The organism is Pseudomonas sp. NFIX10 (genome assembly GCF_900111955.1).
GTDB classification, from domain to species: domain Bacteria; phylum Pseudomonadota; class Gammaproteobacteria; order Pseudomonadales; family Pseudomonadaceae; genus Aquipseudomonas; species Aquipseudomonas fluorescens_AA.
The window spans coordinates 28,190-45,013 of the sequence record NZ_FOKH01000036.1; the positions used below are offsets into that span (position 1 = coordinate 28,190).

15 protein-coding genes are annotated in these 16,824 nt (G+C 61.5%); 13 read left to right on the top strand and 2 right to left on the bottom strand.

The genetic code is table 11. The features are described 5' to 3' along the window. The first annotated feature begins 125 nt into the window (after positions 1-125). The 5 genes from BM321_RS25280 to BM321_RS25300 all read left to right on the top strand — a co-directional run bounded on the left by BM321_RS25280 (position 126) and on the right by BM321_RS25300 (position 3,943). The gene (locus BM321_RS25280; RefSeq protein ID WP_092445500.1) at positions 126-1,043 is read left to right on the top strand and encodes a LysR substrate-binding domain-containing protein; all 918 of its coding nucleotides are present in this window, start codon (positions 126-128) and stop codon (positions 1,041-1,043) included. A 335-nt stretch (positions 1,044-1,378) separates the two neighbouring features. Further along, complete coding sequence (gene purE / locus BM321_RS25285; RefSeq protein WP_003196369.1) at positions 1,379-1,870, top strand: 5-(carboxyamino)imidazole ribonucleotide mutase; 492 nt, start codon at positions 1,379-1,381, stop codon at positions 1,868-1,870. A 12-nt stretch (positions 1,871-1,882) separates the two neighbouring features. Continuing rightward, complete coding sequence (locus BM321_RS25290) at positions 1,883-2,968, top strand: 5-(carboxyamino)imidazole ribonucleotide synthase (protein ID WP_060739813.1); 1,086 nt, start codon at positions 1,883-1,885, stop codon at positions 2,966-2,968. Between the two features lie 103 nt (positions 2,969-3,071). Beyond that, positions 3,072-3,317 carry a GlsB/YeaQ/YmgE family stress response membrane protein gene (locus tag BM321_RS25295; protein ID WP_003187057.1) on the top strand — a complete coding sequence of 82 codons (246 nt, stop codon included), beginning with the start codon at positions 3,072-3,074 and terminating at the stop codon, positions 3,315-3,317. A gap of 89 nt (positions 3,318-3,406) precedes the next feature. After that, a complete protein-coding gene (locus BM321_RS25300; RefSeq protein WP_092204884.1) occupies positions 3,407-3,943 on the top strand; it encodes a DUF3299 domain-containing protein in 537 nt (178 codons plus the stop codon). A 139-nt stretch (positions 3,944-4,082) separates the two neighbouring features. On the opposite strand, the gene BM321_RS25305 is transcribed toward BM321_RS25300, so the two are convergent. Together BM321_RS25305 and BM321_RS25310 are read right to left on the bottom strand one after the other, a co-directional pair. Continuing rightward, entirely contained in the window at positions 4,083-4,982 is a 900-nt protein-coding gene (locus BM321_RS25305; RefSeq protein ID WP_092445502.1) for a D-hexose-6-phosphate mutarotase, read from the bottom strand. A gap of 57 nt (positions 4,983-5,039) precedes the next feature. Continuing rightward, positions 5,040-5,444, bottom strand: a complete 405-nt coding sequence (locus BM321_RS25310; RefSeq protein WP_003177184.1) for an acyl-CoA thioesterase — start codon at positions 5,442-5,444, stop codon at positions 5,040-5,042. A gap of 376 nt (positions 5,445-5,820) precedes the next feature. Here BM321_RS25310 and BM321_RS25315 point away from each other — a divergent pair, with 376 nt between their 5' ends. From BM321_RS25315 to BM321_RS25350, 8 genes are all read left to right on the top strand, one after another. Next, on the top strand, positions 5,821-7,119 hold the full coding sequence (locus BM321_RS25315) for an MFS transporter (RefSeq protein WP_092445504.1): 1,299 nt from the start codon (positions 5,821-5,823) through the stop codon (positions 7,117-7,119). A 237-nt stretch (positions 7,120-7,356) separates the two neighbouring features. Further along, positions 7,357-8,355 (top strand): phosphate ABC transporter substrate-binding protein PstS, encoded by a 999-nt coding sequence (locus BM321_RS25320; RefSeq protein ID WP_092445507.1) that lies wholly within the window; start codon positions 7,357-7,359, stop codon positions 8,353-8,355. A 473-nt stretch (positions 8,356-8,828) separates the two neighbouring features. Then, the gene (locus BM321_RS25325) at positions 8,829-10,862 is read left to right on the top strand and encodes an ABC transporter permease subunit (protein ID WP_175534975.1); all 2,034 of its coding nucleotides are present in this window, start codon (positions 8,829-8,831) and stop codon (positions 10,860-10,862) included. Positions 10,863-10,877: 15 nt separating this feature from the next. Continuing rightward, positions 10,878-12,548, top strand: coding sequence for a phosphate ABC transporter permease PstA (pstA, locus tag BM321_RS25330; protein ID WP_092445511.1), 1,671 nt, complete (start codon positions 10,878-10,880; stop codon positions 12,546-12,548). Positions 12,549-12,703: 155 nt separating this feature from the next. After that, positions 12,704-13,537, top strand: coding sequence for a phosphate ABC transporter ATP-binding protein PstB (pstB, locus tag BM321_RS25335; protein WP_058544183.1), 834 nt, complete (start codon positions 12,704-12,706; stop codon positions 13,535-13,537). A gap of 87 nt (positions 13,538-13,624) precedes the next feature. Further along, positions 13,625-14,386, top strand: a complete 762-nt coding sequence (gene phoU, locus BM321_RS25340; protein ID WP_018609970.1) for a phosphate signaling complex protein PhoU — start codon at positions 13,625-13,627, stop codon at positions 14,384-14,386. 169 nt (positions 14,387-14,555) lie between these two features. Then, the gene (locus BM321_RS25345) at positions 14,556-15,500 is read left to right on the top strand and encodes a response regulator (RefSeq protein ID WP_092445513.1); all 945 of its coding nucleotides are present in this window, start codon (positions 14,556-14,558) and stop codon (positions 15,498-15,500) included. 245 nt (positions 15,501-15,745) lie between these two features. Next, on the top strand, positions 15,746-16,789 hold the full coding sequence (locus tag BM321_RS25350) for a hypothetical protein (RefSeq protein WP_092445515.1): 1,044 nt from the start codon (positions 15,746-15,748) through the stop codon (positions 16,787-16,789). Positions 16,790-16,824 lie beyond the last annotated feature (35 nt).

The window sequence follows — 16,824 nt, forward strand, 5'->3', positions numbered from 1 at the left end:
GCTCTGGGGAAAAATAGGGCCAATGCTGTTAAACACTGGCCTATGCAGATTCGGCATAATGCCGGTGTGACGCCGACGGTGCGGCGAACGTGTGACCTGTTTTGGTGCGTGTAGGGGAGGACGTGATGAATCTTGAAAGCAAGTGGCTCGAGGACTTCAGTGCCCTGGCCGCGACCCGCAGTTTCTCCCAGGCGGCCGAACGGCGTTTCGTGACGCAACCGGCATTCAGCCGGCGAATTCGCAGCCTTGAAGCTGCGCTGGGGCTGACCCTGGTCAACCGCTCCCGTACGCCCGTCGAGCTCACGGCGGCGGGGCAGTTGTTCCTGGTGACGGCGCGTACGGTGGTGGAGCAGTTGGGCGAAGTGCTGCGCCATTTGCATCACCTGGAAGGCGGGCAGGGCGAAGTCATCCAGGTGGCCGCCGCCCACTCCCTGGCGCTGGGCTTCTTCCCACGCTGGATCGCGCAACTGCGCAACGAAGGGATGAACATTGCCACGCGGCTGGTGGCGACCAACGTCGGCGACGCTGTCCACGCCCTGCGTGAAGGTGGCTGCGATTTGATGCTGGCCTTCTACGATCCAGATTCGGCCATGCAGATGGACCCGGAGATCTTTCCGTCGCTGCACCTGGGCCAGACCGAAATGCTCCCGGTGTGCGCCGCCGATGCCAATGGCGACCCGCTGTTCGACCTTGAAGGCGAGTCCAGCGTGCCGCTGCTGGCCTACAGCGCCGGGGCGTTCCTGGGGCGTTCGGTCAACCAGTTGTTGCGCCAGCGGGCGCTGCGGTTCACCACGATCTACGAGACGGCCATGGCCGACAGCCTGAAAAGCATGGCCCTGGAAGGCCTGGGCATCGCCTGGGTGCCGCACCTGAGCGTACGCGCCGAACTGGCCCGGGGCGAACTGGTGATCTGCGGTGGCACGCAATGGCACGTGCCCCTGGAGATCCGCCTGTACCGCTGCGCCCTGGTGCGCAAGGCCAATGTGCGGCTGTTGTGGCGCAAGCTCGAAGGCGGCGCGGCGCAGGGTGCCATCGGATCCTGACAATAACGGAAACCCCTCCGGTGGGAGCGGGCTTGCTCGCGAATGCGGAGTGTCAGTCGCCACCTACATGACTGACACCCCGCATTCGCGAGCAAGCCCGCTCCCACAGGGGATTTATGCTGTTCCCTCGCTGACCTGCGAGTCAATAAAACCGCCACTTCACCCCAAATGACAGATGGTCGGCGAAAGTGCGTTTAACGCACCATTTTCGGTATACTGCCCGGCCTTCGGTCGGTTCGCCCGGCCATCATTCGTACAACAAGCCACGCCGGTTTCCTGCGTGGCTTGTTGTTTTTTGACGCGCCTGCGGGCGCCCAGAGAGAAGAGGCACGACGATGAGTGCACTGGTTGGCGTGATCATGGGCTCCAAGTCCGATTGGTCCACCCTTAGCCACACCGCCGATATGCTGGAAAAGCTCGGCATCCCTTACGAGGTGAAAGTGGTCTCCGCCCACCGTACCCCGGACCTGCTGTTCCAGTACGCCGAAGAGGCCGAGGCACGTGGCATCGAGGTGATCATCGCCGGTGCCGGTGGCGCGGCCCACCTGCCGGGCATGTGCGCGGCCAAGACCCACCTGCCGGTGCTGGGCGTGCCGGTCCAGTCGTCGATGCTCTCGGGCGTCGACTCGTTGCTGTCGATCGTGCAGATGCCCGCCGGTATCCCGGTCGCGACCCTGGCCATCGGCAAGGCCGGCGCGATCAACGCGGCCCTGCTGTCGGCGAGCATCCTGGGCGCCAAGCATCCACAGTTTCATACCGTGCTGAAAAAATTCCGCGCTGAGCAGACAGACAGCGTCCTGGACAATCCAGACCCACGCATTGCCTGAGGTTGTTGACGAATGAAGATCGGTGTAATCGGTGGCGGCCAGTTGGGTCGCATGTTGGCCCTGGCAGGTACGCCGCTGGGGATGAACTTCGCTTTCCTGGACCCGGCGCCTGACGCCTGTGCCGCGGCGCTGGGTGAACACCTGCGGGCCGACTACGGCGACCAGGATCACCTGCGCCAATTGGCCGATGAAGTCGATCTGGTGACCTTCGAATTCGAAAGCGTCCCGGCCGAAACCGTGGCCTTCCTGTCCCAGTTCGTTCCGGTCTACCCGAGCGCCGAAGCCCTGCGGATCGCCCGTGACCGCTGGTTCGAAAAGAACATGTTCAAGGACCTGGGCATCCCCACGCCGGCCTTCGCCGACATTCAGTCCCAGGCCGACCTGGACGCCGCTGTCGCCGCCATCGGCCTGCCCGCCGTGCTCAAGACCCGTACCCTGGGTTACGACGGCAAGGGCCAGAAAGTCCTGCGCAAGCCTGAAGACGTGGTCGGTACGTTTGCCGAGCTTGGCAGCGTGGCCTGCCTGCTGGAAGGTTTCGTGCCGTTCACCGGGGAAGTCTCGCTGATCGCCGTGCGCGCCCGCGATGGTGAAATCCGCTTCTATCCGCTGGTGCACAACACCCACAAGGACGGCATCCTCAAGCTGTCCGTCGCCAGCACCGATCATCCGTTGCAGGCCCTGGCCGAGGACTACTCCAGCCGGGTGCTCAAGCAACTGGACTATGTCGGTGTGATGGCGTTCGAGTTCTTCGAAGTGGACGGCGGCCTCAAGGCCAACGAAATCGCGCCGCGGGTACACAACTCCGGGCACTGGACCACCGAAGGCGCCGAGTGCAGCCAGTTCGAAAACCACCTGCGGGCGGTGGCCGGGCTGCCACTGGGGTCGACCGCCAAGGTCGGTGAAAGCGCGATGCTCAATTTCATCGGCAAGGTTCCGGACAGCGACAAGGTCCTGGCGATTGCTGACTGCCATTTGCATCACTACGGCAAGGCGTTCAAGGTCGGGCGCAAGGTCGGTCACGCCAACCTGCGCTGCGCTGACCGGGCCACGCTGGCCCAGCAGATCATCAAGGTCGAGACGCTGATCGCCGAACAATAATCTGGAACGGCGGTGGAACCATTCGTCGGCTAATCTTTCTCATGGCTAAGTGCCAAAGCCTGACCGGGCTTTGGCTTAGCGACTCAATGAGAGAGGAAATGCCATGGGAATCATCGGAACCATCTTTATCGGCTTGATCGTTGGCCTGCTGGCGCGCTTCCTGAAACCGGGCGATGACAGCATGGGCTGGATCATGACCATCCTGCTCGGTATCGGCGGTTCGTTGGCAGCCACTTACGGCGGCCAGGCCCTGGGCATCTACCAGGCCGGCCAAGGCGCAGGTTTCATCGGCGCCCTGGTGGGCGCGATCGTGTTGCTGGTGATCTACGGCCTGATCAAAAGAAACTGATCCAAATGCAGCAAGGCCCTCTCCGCGTGGCGAGCAGAGGGGGCTAGAATGCTCGGCGTTTCACTTTCCATTCATTGCCGAGCCCTTTCATGCGCCGTCTAGTATTGACCCTTCTTCTGCTGGGCAGTGGCCTGGCCCATGCCGCCGAGCTGCCGGAAACCGACTGGCTCGAATTGATGCCCAAGTCGGACCAGAAAGCCCTCGAGGCCATGCCCGAGATTGACCACAACTCCCCGGAAGCCAACGGCACCTTCACCGAAAAAGGCGGCCTGAAACAAAGCAAGGGTTTGCCGGCGGTGATGTATTCGACCAAGACCGTGGCGGCGATGAACGACAAGCACATCCGCATCGGCGGTTACCCGGTGCCGCTGGAAACCGACGCCAAGGGCCGCAGCACGCTGTTTTTCCTGGTGCCCTACCCTGGCGCCTGCATCCACGTCCCGCCACCGCCGCCTAACCAACTGGTGCTGGTGCGCTATCCCAAGGGCCTGAAGCTGGACGACATCTACACGCCGCTGTGGGTGACAGGCACGCTGAAGATCGAAAAGGTCGACAATGACCTGGCGAGCGCGGCGTATGCGCTGGACGCGGACAAGGTGAGGGTGGTGCAGGAGGCGGATTTGTAGGGCGGCAGCTTGGCTTGACCCAAAACCCAATGTGGGAGCGAGCTTGCTCGCGATGGCGGTATGTCAGTCGACGCTGAGGTTGACTGTCCGTCCGCTATCGCGAGCAAGCTCGCTCCCACAGTGGTTTTTGTGGTGGGGGTTAGAGCGGCTTGCTGCAGATGCTCACCCCGAGGGTATGGCTGGCCTGCGGCAACAACGTCACCACGTCATCCATCACATTCGCCGTCTCGATGCACAACATGCGCTGCCAACCATCGTCGGCCATGTCGCTGAAGGCCTTGGCGCGTTCGGTCCAGGGGTTCCAGATTACCGCCGTGCGCGAACCGCTGCTGGTCAGTACGATCCGTCGTTCCCAGTGCGGGTCGATGATGCTCAGCGTCGGCGGGGTATCGAGGTAGATGCGGTCGGTCTCGCTGGCAAATGTCAGGTCGCCGGCCTGGGTGTGGGTATTCCAGTCGTCCAGGGTCTCGATGTAGCTCAAGCCATCCACCCCTTCGACCCGCACGTTGCGCACGTCGCTCACGGCGAAGTAGCTGTGCAGCGCCTGGCTGAGGCTGACGGTTTCGCTGCCACGGTTATGGCTGGTGAGGCGGATGTGCAGTTGCTCGTCCATCACGATGGTCAGCGTCAGGTCTACCTGATGAGGCCAGCCCGAGAGGCCGTTTTCAGGGTAGGGCAGCACGAATTCCACCTTGAGGCTCTCGCCTTCGGTTTCGATGCCCTTCAATTCCCAATCCATCGCCCGCACCAGGCCGTGGGCCGTGGCCGGGTCATTGGTCACGCGCATGGCCTGTACGCTGTCGGGGTTGCGCGTCAGGTTGCCGAACCACGGCCAGCACACCGGCACGCCCGCGCGGATGCTCTTGCCGGCCTTGAACGTGGCATGGTCGTTGAGCCAGATCAGTGGCGGCTGACCGTCCACTTGATAACTGAGGATGTGCGCGCCTTGCTGGGCCACCAGCAACTCGGCCTGACCGTGACGGATGCGCCAGGCGTTCAGTTCATCCAGTTTGACCGCTTCGACGTTGGGCGTAGGCATGTTGCAAATCTCGCTCGGGAACAGGGACTGCAATGGACCGCAAAACGGCCGCCGTGTTTAACGGGCGCGCGGCGGAACCGAGCGGGTACGACCGCTGCCGTCGATGGCGACAAAGACAAAGACCGCCTCGGTCACCTTGCGCCATTCACTGGACAGCGGATCGTCGCTCCAGACTTCGACCATCATCTGGATCGAGCTGCGGCCGATTTCCAGCGCCTGGGTATAAAAGGAAAGCTGCGCACCCACCGCCACCGGCACCAGGAACGCCATGCGATCGATCGCCACGGTGGCCACGCGTCCGCCGGCCACTTTGCTGGCCATGGCGGTGCCGGCCAGGTCCATCTGGGACACCAGCCAGCCACCGAAAATATCGCCGAAGCCGTTGGTCTCGCGAGGGAGTGCGGTGATTTGCAGGGCCAGGTCGCCCTGCGGGATTGGATCTTCTTGTTCGAGCTCTATCATGCCGGGGGGGCCTCTGACCCGTAACGCTGTCTGGTACTTCAGGTGAATAGCCGTCTTTGAAAAAAACGATTCAGCCCGAACATACTGCGTTCGTCACGTTTTTCGTAAAGGCGTGCCAAAGGGAAACTCTGCGAAACCGGCTGGTTCTGGTACTACGCCACCAACGACGTTTTCGCACAGCAACCCCTTACAGAGTACTGCAAGGTTGCGAGTATATCGGGCGATAGACGTCGAGACGACCACTCGGTTCTGATTTCGACTATCAAATACGCGCCTCTATGTGCTTTTTCGAACAATTTGCTATCGTGCCGGACCTGCCCAGGCCCCAACCCGTATTGCCAGGGTTGCAGAATCGACTATAAGAGAAGCCCTTGCCATGACCACTGCGCCTTCGAGCACGGCGATGCCCGCACAACCAGCACGTCCACTGACCCGCAACGATTATAAGACCCTGTCGCTTTCAGCGTTGGGCGGAGCGCTGGAGTTCTACGATTTCATCATCTTCGTGTTCTTTGCCACCGTGGTCGGCAAATTGTTCTTCCCTGCCGAAATGCCTGAGTGGCTGCGCCTGATGCAGACCTTCGGCATTTTTGCCGCCGGTTACCTGGCCCGGCCGTTGGGCGGGATCATCATGGCCCACTTCGGCGACCTGCTGGGGCGCAAGAAAATGTTCACCCTGAGCATTTTCATGATGGCGGTGCCGACCCTGATCATGGGCCTGTTGCCCACCTATGCGCAGATCGGCATGTGGGCGCCCATCCTGCTGTTGCTGATGCGGGTGATCCAGGGCGCGGCCATCGGCGGGGAAGTGCCGGGGGCCTGGGTCTTCGTTTCCGAACACGTTCCGGCGCGCCACATCGGCTATGCCTGCGGCACCCTGACCTGCGGCCTGACGGCGGGGATTCTGTTGGGTTCGCTGGTCGCCACGGCCATCAACAGCCTTTATACGCCGGTGGAAGTGGCGGATTACGCCTGGCGGATCCCGTTCCTGCTGGGCGGTGTGTTCGGGCTGTTTTCGGTGTACCTGCGCCGCTGGCTCCACGAAACCCCGGTGTTCGCCGAGCTGCAACTGCGCAAGGCCCTGGCCGAGGAAATACCGCTGCGGGCCGTGCTGCGCGATCATCGCGGCGCCATCGCGATTTCGATGCTGCTGACCTGGCTGCTGTCGGCCGGCATCATCGTGATCATCCTCATGACCCCGACGGTGTTGCAGACCGTTTACCACTTCAGCCCGACCACCGCGTTGCAGGCCAACAGCCTGGCGATCGTGTTCCTGAGCTTTGGTTGCATCGGCTCCGGCGTGCTGGCCGACCGTTTTGGCGCCGGGCGGGTATTTGTCTTTGGTAGCGGGTTGCTGCTGATCACCTCTTGGACCTTTTATCACAGCCTGTTCGACCATCCCGACTGGCTATTCCCGCTCTATGCGCTGAGCGGCCTGCTGGTGGGCACCATCGGCGCGGTGCCTTACGTCATGGTCAAGGCGTTCCCGGCCGTGGTGCGCTTCAGCGGCCTGTCGTTCTCCTACAACCTGGCCTACGCGATCTTCGGCGGCCTTACCCCGATGATCGTGACCTTGCTGTTGAAAGAGAGCCCGATGGGGCCGGCGTATTACGTGGCGATCATTTGCGGGATAGGGATTGTGGTGGGCGGTTATCTCTGGAAGAAGGGGCGCTAGGTCCGAATCGTTCGCTGACTGCACGGGCTTCATCGCGAGCAAGCTCGCTCCCACAGAGGGCTGCGCTCACCGCAAATCCCCTGTGGGAGCGAGCTTGCTCGCGATTGGGGCGGCATGAATCATCCTGTAAAACTCAATGCTGGCCTTTCATCCAATTGTCATATTTCAGCCATAGAGTGTTCACACGGCTTACCAATACTTGGCCGACTTAACACACCTATCTGCTAGGAGTAAGGCATGAAACTGAAGCGTTTGATGGCGGCAATGACGTTTGTCGCTGCTGGCGTCGCGACTGCCAACGCGGTTGCCGCTGTTGACCCTGCGATCCCGAGCTACACCAAGACCACTGGTGTGTCGGGTAACCTCTCCAGCGTCGGCTCCGATACCCTGGCCAACCTGATGACCTTGTGGGCCGAGAACTACAAGAAAGAATACCCGAACGTAAACATCCAGATTCAGGCCGCCGGTTCCTCCACCGCGCCGCCCGCGCTCACCGAAGGCACCGCCAACCTGGGCCCGATGAGCCGCAAGATGAAAGACAACGAACTGCAGGCCTTCGAACAGAAGTACGGCTACAAGCCAACCGCTATTCCGGTTGCCGTGGACGCCCTGGCCGTGTTCGTGCACAAGGACAACCCGATCAAGCACCTGACCATGGCTCAGGTCGACGCCATTTTCTCCTCGACTCGCCTGTGCGGCGCCAAGGCTGACGTCAAGACCTGGGGCGACCTGGGCGTGACCGGCGACCTGGCCAACAAGCCGGTGCAACTGTTCGGTCGTAACTCGGTGTCCGGCACCTACGGCTACTTCAAGGAAGAAGCCTTGTGCAAAGGCGACTACAAGCCAAACGTCAACGAACAGCCGGGTTCGGCTTCGGTCGTGCAGTCGATCAGCAGCTCGCTTAACGGCATCGGTTACTCGGGTATCGGCTACAAGACCGCCAGCGTGAAAACCGTTGCCCTGGCCAAGAAAGAAGGCGGCGAGTTCGTTGAAGACACCGAAGAAAACGCCCTGAACGGCAAGTACCCGCTGTCGCGTTTCCTCTACGTCTACGTCAACAAGGCGCCGAACAAGCCTCTGGCCCCGCTGGAAGCCGAGTTCGTGAAGCTGGTCCTGTCCAAGCAAGGCCAGGAAGTCGTGGTCAAGGACGGCTACATCCCGGTACCTGCCAAAGTCGCCGCCAAGGCACTGGCTGACCTGGGTCTGCAGGAAGGCGGCAACGTCGCCAAGCAGTAATACCTGAGCCCGGGCCAACACCCGGGCTCTCTGTGGGAGCGGGCTTGCTCGCGAATGCGGTGGATCAGTCGGCATCCATGTCGAATGGGCTGGCCCCTTCGCGAGCAAGGCCGCTCCCACAGACACGAATTTTCCGTCCGCTGCCGCTTCTAGCTGGCGGCGGATTTGTTGCGTCACTTCACTGTCATCTTTCTGTCATACAGGATCGCTAGGGTGTGCGCATGAATGATCTGGCCAACTCCACAATGACTACGACTTCCCCTCCCAAGCGCATTGACTTCAATACGCCTGAGTTGCAACGCAAGCGTCGCATCCGCGCGCTCAAGGATCGCCTGACCCGCTGGTATGTGCTGGTCGGCGGCCTCGCCGTCCTGGCGGCCATTACGCTGATTTTCTTTTTCCTGGCCTACGTGGTGCTGCCCCTGTTCCAGGGCGCGGACCTGACCGCCAAGGACTCGATCACCCCGGCCTGGATGCAAGACGCCGGCAAACCGCTGATGATCTCCATCGAAGAACAGAACCAGGTCGCCATGCGGGTTTCCGATAAGGGCCAGGCGCTGTTTTTCGACGTCAGCAGTGGCGCCGAACTGCGCCGCGTCGACCTGCCGATCCCGGCCGGCGCCAGCGTGACCGCCATTGGCGAGGACCAGCCCGGCAGCCCATTGGTGGCGATCGGTCTGTCCAACGGCCAGGCCTTGGTGTTCCGCCACACTTATAAGGTCACCTACCCGGACGGCAAGAAAACCATCTCGCCCGCCGTCGAATACCCTTACGGCGAGACGCCGATCGCCTTGAACGAACAGGGCGCGGCCCTGGAGCATGTGAGCCTCAACGCCACGGATTCGACCCTGCTGTTGGCCGGCTCCAGCGGCGCCCAGCTGCAAGTGCTGTCGCTCACCAGCGAAGAAAACATGATGACCGGTGAAGTCACCAGCGAGCAGACGCGTATCGACCTGCCGCAGATGACCGAGCCGGTGAAGAACATCTTCGTCGACCCGCGCCAGCAATGGCTGTATGTAGTCAACGGACGTGCCCAGGCCGATGTGTTCAGCCTGCGGGACAAGAGTCTCAACGGCCGTTACAAACTGCTGGAAAACGCCGACGCCCAAGTCACCGCCGCCACCCAGTTGGTGGGCGGGATCTCGCTGATCATCGGCGACTCCAAGGGCGGCCTGGCCCAATGGTTCATGGCCCGGGACCCGGACGGTGAGCAGCGTTTCAAACAGATTCGAACTTTCCAGATGGGCAGCGCGCCTATCGTCGAGATCAGCGCCGAAGAGCGTCGCAAAGGCTTCGTGGCGCTCGACGCCGCCGGCAAGCTGGGCGTGTTCCACAGCACCGCCCACCGCACCCTGCTGGTGGACCAGGTGGTCGACGGCCAGGGCCTGTTCGGCATGTCGCCACGGGCCAACCGCCTGATCGTCGAACAGGGCGGCAAGTTGCAACCGTTGACGCTGGACAACCCGCACCCGGAAGTGTCGTGGAGCGCGTTGTGGAGCAAGGTCTGGTACGAAAACTACGACGAACCTAAATATGTCTGGCAATCGACCGCCGCCAACACCGACTTCGAACCCAAGCTGAGCCTCTCGCCGCTGACCTTCGGTACCCTGAAGGCGGCGTTCTACGCGATGCTGCTGGCCGCGCCGCTGGCGGTCGCCGCAGCGATCTACACCGCCTACTTCATGGCCCCGGGCATGCGCCGCAAGGTCAAGCCGGTGATCGAGTTGATGGAGGCGATGCCGACGGTGATCCTCGGTTTCTTCGCCGGCCTGTTCCTGGCGCCGTATGTCGAAGGGCACCTGCCGGGTATCTTCAGCCTGTTGATGTTGCTGCCGATTGGCATCCTGGTCGCCGGTTTCGCCTTCAGCCGCCTGCCGGAATCCATTCGCTTGAAAGTGCCGGACGGCTGGGAAAGCGCCATGCTGATCCCGGTCATCCTGTTCGTGGGCTGGCTCTCGCTGTACATGAGCCCGTACATGGAAGCCTGGTTCTTCGGCGGCGACATGCGCATGTGGATCTCCCATGACCTGGGCATCACCTACGACCAGCGCAACGCCCTGGTGGTAGGCCTGGCGATGGGCTTCGCGGTGATCCCGAACATCTATTCCATCGCCGAAGACGCCGTGTTCAGCGTGCCGCGCGGCCTGACCCTGGGCTCCCTGGCGCTCGGTGCCACGCCGTGGCAGACCATGACCCGCGTGGTGATCCTCACCGCCAGCCCGGGCATCTTCTCGGCGCTGATGATCGGCATGGGCCGTGCGGTGGGCGAGACCATGATCGTGCTGATGGCCACCGGTAACACGCCGGTCATGGAAATGAACCTGTTCGAAGGCCTGCGCACCCTGGCGGCCAACGTGGCGGTGGAGATGCCCGAGTCGGAGGTCGGCGGCAGCCATTACCGCGTGCTGTTCCTGTCGGCCCTGGTGTTGCTGTTGTTCACCTTCGTCATGAACACCCTCGCCGAGCTGATCCGTCAGCGTCTGCGCAAGAAATATTCGTCGCTTTAAGAAAGGTAGAAGTCTGTGAAACAGAACTCCCTGAAAGGATGGTTCAAGAGCGGCGCCCCCGGCGTCTGGATCAGCGGTGGCGCGGTGTCCATCGCGGTCATCATGACCATTGGCCTGCTGGCGGTGATCGCTGTGCGCGGCCTGGGCCACTTCTGGCCGGCGGACCTGATCCACGCCAACTACAACGTGCCGGGCATGCCTGCGCACCTGGTGGTCGGCGAAGTGGTGCAGAAAGAAGAAGTGCCCCGCGAGCGCCTGAAAAGCGCCGGCCTGCCGGTGCCGGACGAAGGCCCCGAGTTCATGACCCGCGAACTGATCAAGGTCGGCAACCGAGACCTGAACGGCACTGACTTCACCTGGATCGTCGGCGATTGGCTGAGCAACCAGACCACACCGCCGGAACTGATGGCCATCGAGCGTCGTGAGTGGGGCAACTTCTACGGTTACCTGGTCAACGTCAAGGAAGGCGGCAAGGTCATCGCCGAGGGCGAAGCGGCCTGGCCGCAACTGCAGGCTCGCGTACAGCGGGTCAACCAGTTGGCCGCCGAACTCAAGACCCTGGAAAAAGTCGACATCGGCGCCATCAACGCCGGTCTGGAGCGTATCCGCCTGCACGGTCGCAAGCTGGAGCTGGACGGCAAACTCGATGCTTCGGCCCAGGCCGATCTGGAAAGCGAGCGCGCCGAACTCAACGCCCGTTACAAGGACATCGAAGCGCGCCTGGCCGACCTGCACGCGCAGTTCAACCGCGACAGCCTGACGGCCCGCGATGCCAACGGCAAGGAAGTGGAGATCGAAATCGGCAAAGTGGTGCACGCCTACCAGCCAAACGGCATGGGCACGTTCACCAAGCTGGGTTTCTATTTCAGCAAGGTCTGGGAGTTCCTCAGCGACGACCCCCGTGAAGCCAACACCGAAGGCGGTATCTTCCCGGCGATTTTTGGCACCGTGATGATGACCCTGATCATGGCGATGATCGTGACGCCGTTCGGCGTGCTGGCGGCGGTCTACCTGCGTGAATACGCCCGCCAGGGCCCGATGACCCGTCTGATTCGCATCGCGGTGAACAACCTCGCGGGCGTTCCAGCCATTGTTTACGGCGTGTTCGGCCTGGGCTTCTTCGTCTACGTGCTGGGTGGTTCGGTCGACCGCTTGTTCTTCCCCGAGGCCTTGCCGGCGCCGACCTTCGGCACCCCGGGCCTGCTCTGGGCATCGCTGACCCTGGCGCTGCTGGCGGTGCCGGTGGTGATCGTGGCCACCGAAGAAGGCCTGGCGCGGATCCCGCGTACCGTGCGCGAAGGCTCCCTGGCCCTCGGCGCGACCAAGGCCGAGACCCTGTGGAAAATCGTCCTGCCCATGGCCAGCCCGGCGATGATGACCGGCATGATCCTCGCCGTGGCCCGTGCCGCCGGTGAAGTGGCCCCGTTGATGCTGGTGGGCGTGGTGAAACTGGCCCCGTCGCTGCCGCTGGACGGCAACTACCCGTACCTGCACCTGGACCAGAAGATCATGCACCTGGGCTTCCATATCTATGACGTCGGTTTCCAGAGCCCGAACGTCGAAGCCGCGCGACCGCTGGTCTATGCCACGGCTCTGCTGCTGGTGCTGGTGATCGCCACGCTCAACCTGTCGGCCGTGTGGATCCGTAACCACCTGCGCGAGAAGTACAAGGCACTGGATAGTTGATGGTCTGTGGGAGCGAGCTTGCTCGCGAAGCTTCTGGCGGCCTCGAGGCCCCTTCGCGAGCAAGCTCGCTCCCACACTGATCGGCGTTCACTGGAATTTCATGGGGCCGCCACACAGGCGTTCCGAACCGAATTTGTTAGCACAGGGAGCCTCCCATGCAACACGAAGCACATACACACGGCATCAACATGTCGGCCCTGGGCCGCGACAAGCAGAGCCTGGATCTGGCGCAGGAAACCGTCGCCATCGAAGTACCCGGCCTGAGCCTGTTCTACGGCGAGAAGCAGGCGCTGTACGACGTCAGCCTGAATATCCCGAAACAGCGCGTCACCGCGTTCATCGGTCCGTCGGGCTGCGGCAAGTCCACCTTGTTGCGCACCTTCAACCGCATGAACGACCTGGTGGACGGCTGCCGCGTCGAAGGTGAAATCAACCTCTACGGCAACAACATCTACCGCAAGGGCGAAGACGTGGCCGAGCTGCGCCGTCGCGTCGGCATGGTGTTCCAGAAGCCGAACCCGTTCCCGAAAACCATCTACGAGAACGTGGTCTACGGCTTGCGCATCCAGGGCATCAACAAGAAGCGCATCCTCGACGAAGCCGTGGAATGGGCCCTCAAGGGCGCAGCGCTGTGGGATGAGGTCAAGGACCGTCTGCATGAATCGGCCCTCGGTCTGTCCGGCGGCCAGCAGCAACGTCTGGTGATCGCCCGCACCATCGCCGTGGAACCGGAAGTGCTGCTGCTCGACGAACCCTGCTCGGCCCTCGACCCGATCTCGACGCTGAAAGTCGAAGAGCTGATCTACGAGCTCAAGTCCAAGTTCACCATCGTCATCGTGACCCACAACATGCAACAGGCGGCGCGGGTTTCCGACTACACCGCGTTCATGTACATGGGCAAACTGGTGGAATTCGGCGATACCGATACGCTGTTCACCAATCCGGCGAAGAAGCAGACCGAAGACTACATCACCGGTCGTTACGGCTAGTCGAGGCGCGCACTGCGTTATCAGGATCAACATTTAACTGCTTGAAGCTTGCAGCTTGAAGCTTGCAACTTTCGCGGAGCGAACAAGATGATTTCGAAGGAAGGCCTTACTCACCATATTTCCGCACAGTTCAACGCCGAGCTGGAGGAAGTGCGCAGTCACCTGCTGGCCATGGGCGGGCTAGTGGAAAAGCAGGTCAACGACGCGGTGACCGCGCTGATCGAGGCCGACTCCGGCCTGGCCCAACAGGTGCGCGAAATCGATGACCAGATCAACCAGATGGAACGCAACATCGACGAGGAGTGCCTGCGTATCCTGGCCCGTCGTCAGCCGGCTGCGTCCGACCTGCGCCTGATCATCAGCATCTCCAAGTCGGTGATCGATCTTGAGCGGATCGGCGACGAAGCCACCAAGATCGCCCGTCGCGCCATTCAGTTGTGCGAAGAAGGCGAGGCGCCGCGCGGCTACGTCGAGGTTCGCCACATCGGCGATCAGGTGCGCAACATGGTTCGCGACGCACTGGACGCCTTCGCCCGCTTCGACGCCGACCTGGCGTTGTCAGTGGCCCAGTACGACAAGATCATCGACCGCGAATACAAGACCGCCCTGCGTGAGCTGGCGACCTACATGATGGAAGACCCGCGCTCCATTTCCCGGGTCTTGAGCATTATCTGGGTGCTGCGTTCTCTGGAACGTATCGGCGATCATGCACGCAACATCTCGGAACTTGTCATCTACCTGGTGCGCGGCACCGATGTGCGCCATTTGGGGCTCAAGCGGATGAAGGAAGAAGTTGAGGGCACCCCGTCCGAAACCGCTAATGTTCCGGGCGAAACTGACGATAAGTAAGATTGCCAAGAAAAGCGCCCGGCCTTCTGGTCGGGCTTTTTTTTGGATTTTTTTTAATCCAAAGCAGCACCCCGCGAACGAAAAGTCCCGGCGTGACTGACGGTTTTTTTGGCAATATGCCATCAGTAAAAGCGGTATGCTTGCCGGGATTTTTTAGAGGTGTATCTGGATGAGTAAGGTCAGTGTGTTGGTCGTGGACGATGCTTCGTTCATTCGTGACCTGGTGAAGAAGTGCCTGCGCAACTACTTCCCGGGCGTGCGTATCGAAGACGCGGTGAACGGCAAGAAAGCCCAGGCCCTGCTGGCTCGCGAGGCATTCGACCTGGTGCTGTGCGATTGGGAAATGCCGGAAATGTCCGGCCTGGAACTGCTGACCTGGTGCCGCCAGCAGGACACCCTCAAGGGCATGCCCTTCGTGATGGTCACCAGTCGCGGCGACAAGGAAAACGTGGTCCAGGCAATCCAGGCCGGCGTTTCCGGCTACGTCAGCAAGCCGTTCACCAACGAACAGTTGCTGACCAAGGTCAAGCATGCCCTGCACAAGGTCGGCAAGCTCGACACGCTGATGAACAGTGCCCCGACCAAGATGAATTCGGCGTTCGGTAATGATTCCCTCAGCGCCCTGACGGGCAATAAGGCGCCGGTTGCGGCTGTTGCTTCGGCGCCTGCGGCGAATCCGTTGGCCAAGCCGGCCGCCCCCGCAGCCGCAGCTGCCCCGGCCCGTGGACTGCTCAACAGCCCACCGGTCAAGGCGCCGGTAGCCGCCGCTTCGACGCCCAACCGTGGCCAAGGCCAGTTGCGCCTGTCCAGCGGCACCCAGCAATGCGTGATCAAAGCCCTGAGCCTCAAGGAAGCGCTGCTGGTGGTCAAGCGCACCGACACCCTGCCACAAGTGCTCGAAAGCGCGGTGCTGGACATGGAGCAGGGCGACAACGCCGAAACTGCCCGTCTCAACGGCTACCTGCACGCCATCGTCGCCCATGAGCAGACCCCCGACAGCGAATGGCTGCAACTGACGTTCCGCTTCGTCGACAAAGACCCGCAGAAACTCGATTACATCTCCCGCCTGATCGCCCGCGGCACGGCGCAGAAACATTTCGTGCCGGGTGCCTGATCCGGCGGCGACTTTGAGTCCGCTATCGCGAGCAAGCTCGCTCCCACAGTGTGCCCTATGCAAATCCCCCTGTGGGAGCGAGCTTGCTCGCGCTGGGGCTCTCCCTCCTGGTGGCGTCTCTGAAATCTGCCGCGGCCTGGCCGCCGGTCTGAACTGTTGTTCCTTACAGGTTTATTTTCCGCGGAGCTTCCCTAGGTTGTCGCGAGCGATCACTTTTCGTGAGCGCACGACAACAGGAGCTTACGATGATCAAGTTCATCGATCTGGAAGAAAGAAACCGGATTGCCGACGCATTCCGCCAGAATCAGGGCCCTCTACTCCCGGCTACGATTGATGAAGCCGTGGACGGGAAAGTCTCGCTTGCCGATATGGAAAAGGGATTGACCATTCGTTTCCCGTTTGTCGATGGGATGCGGGTGGGGGGGAGATATCACGTGTCTCTTTTGTCAACGCAGTCTACGTTTGGCCAAGGTGGATTAATCGAGGAGGAGAACCAGGATATTACTGTGGAGGTGCCGGCTGATCGAGCGCTGCAATTTAAGGGGCAGGAGGCTAGGCTGTCTTCTTCCTATAGCGAATTCGAAGAGCCGAATGCACCGGTCGCCCGTTTTTCTTTTGAGACGCTGATGTATCCGCCGCTGGTGGATGAGGCGGTTGACGGTGTTATCCCCGTGTCCGTGCTCTCGCAAGGTGCACATCTGAGAATCAGAGTTACACCGGTGTTCACGCAGGGCGCACTCGTTTCAGTCTATTGGTGGGGCTCCAGCGCCGATGCCTGCTTCGTCAAACACCTGACCATCGGCCCGGGCACGGCTGAGGACCTGATCCTGCCCATCGAACCGGCGTATCTGACGCCGATCAAATACGGCCATGCACGGATTATCTACACGGTGCAGTCTACGGCGGGTATCGAGACGTCTCCTCTTACGTCGCTAGAAGTGGCGGGTGACTTGGCGATGCCTGAACCGCTCCAATGGATGGATGGGCCTGCCAGCCATCGCTGGTTCCCCGAGTGGAACGGCAAGATTACGGTGCGACAGGAGACCCGGGGAATGGTTGCCGGAGATGTGGCGATATTGATGCTCTCGGTTGCGGCGCAATTCGTGTTTTTCTCGAGCTTTGTGCTGCGTCATCTTGTAAGAGCGGCGGACATCGATGCGGGTGAAATAATCTTTGAGGTGCCGGCGCCGGAGTTGCCTCAGGGAACAGTGGTCCAGATGTGGAGTATTGTCGATCGCCAGGTCGGCGGAGCTGTGGGGTCGCCCGACCTGGAGTTGAGATATTTTTAACCTACTGATCCAGCGGTGTCCGTCAGCACCATCGC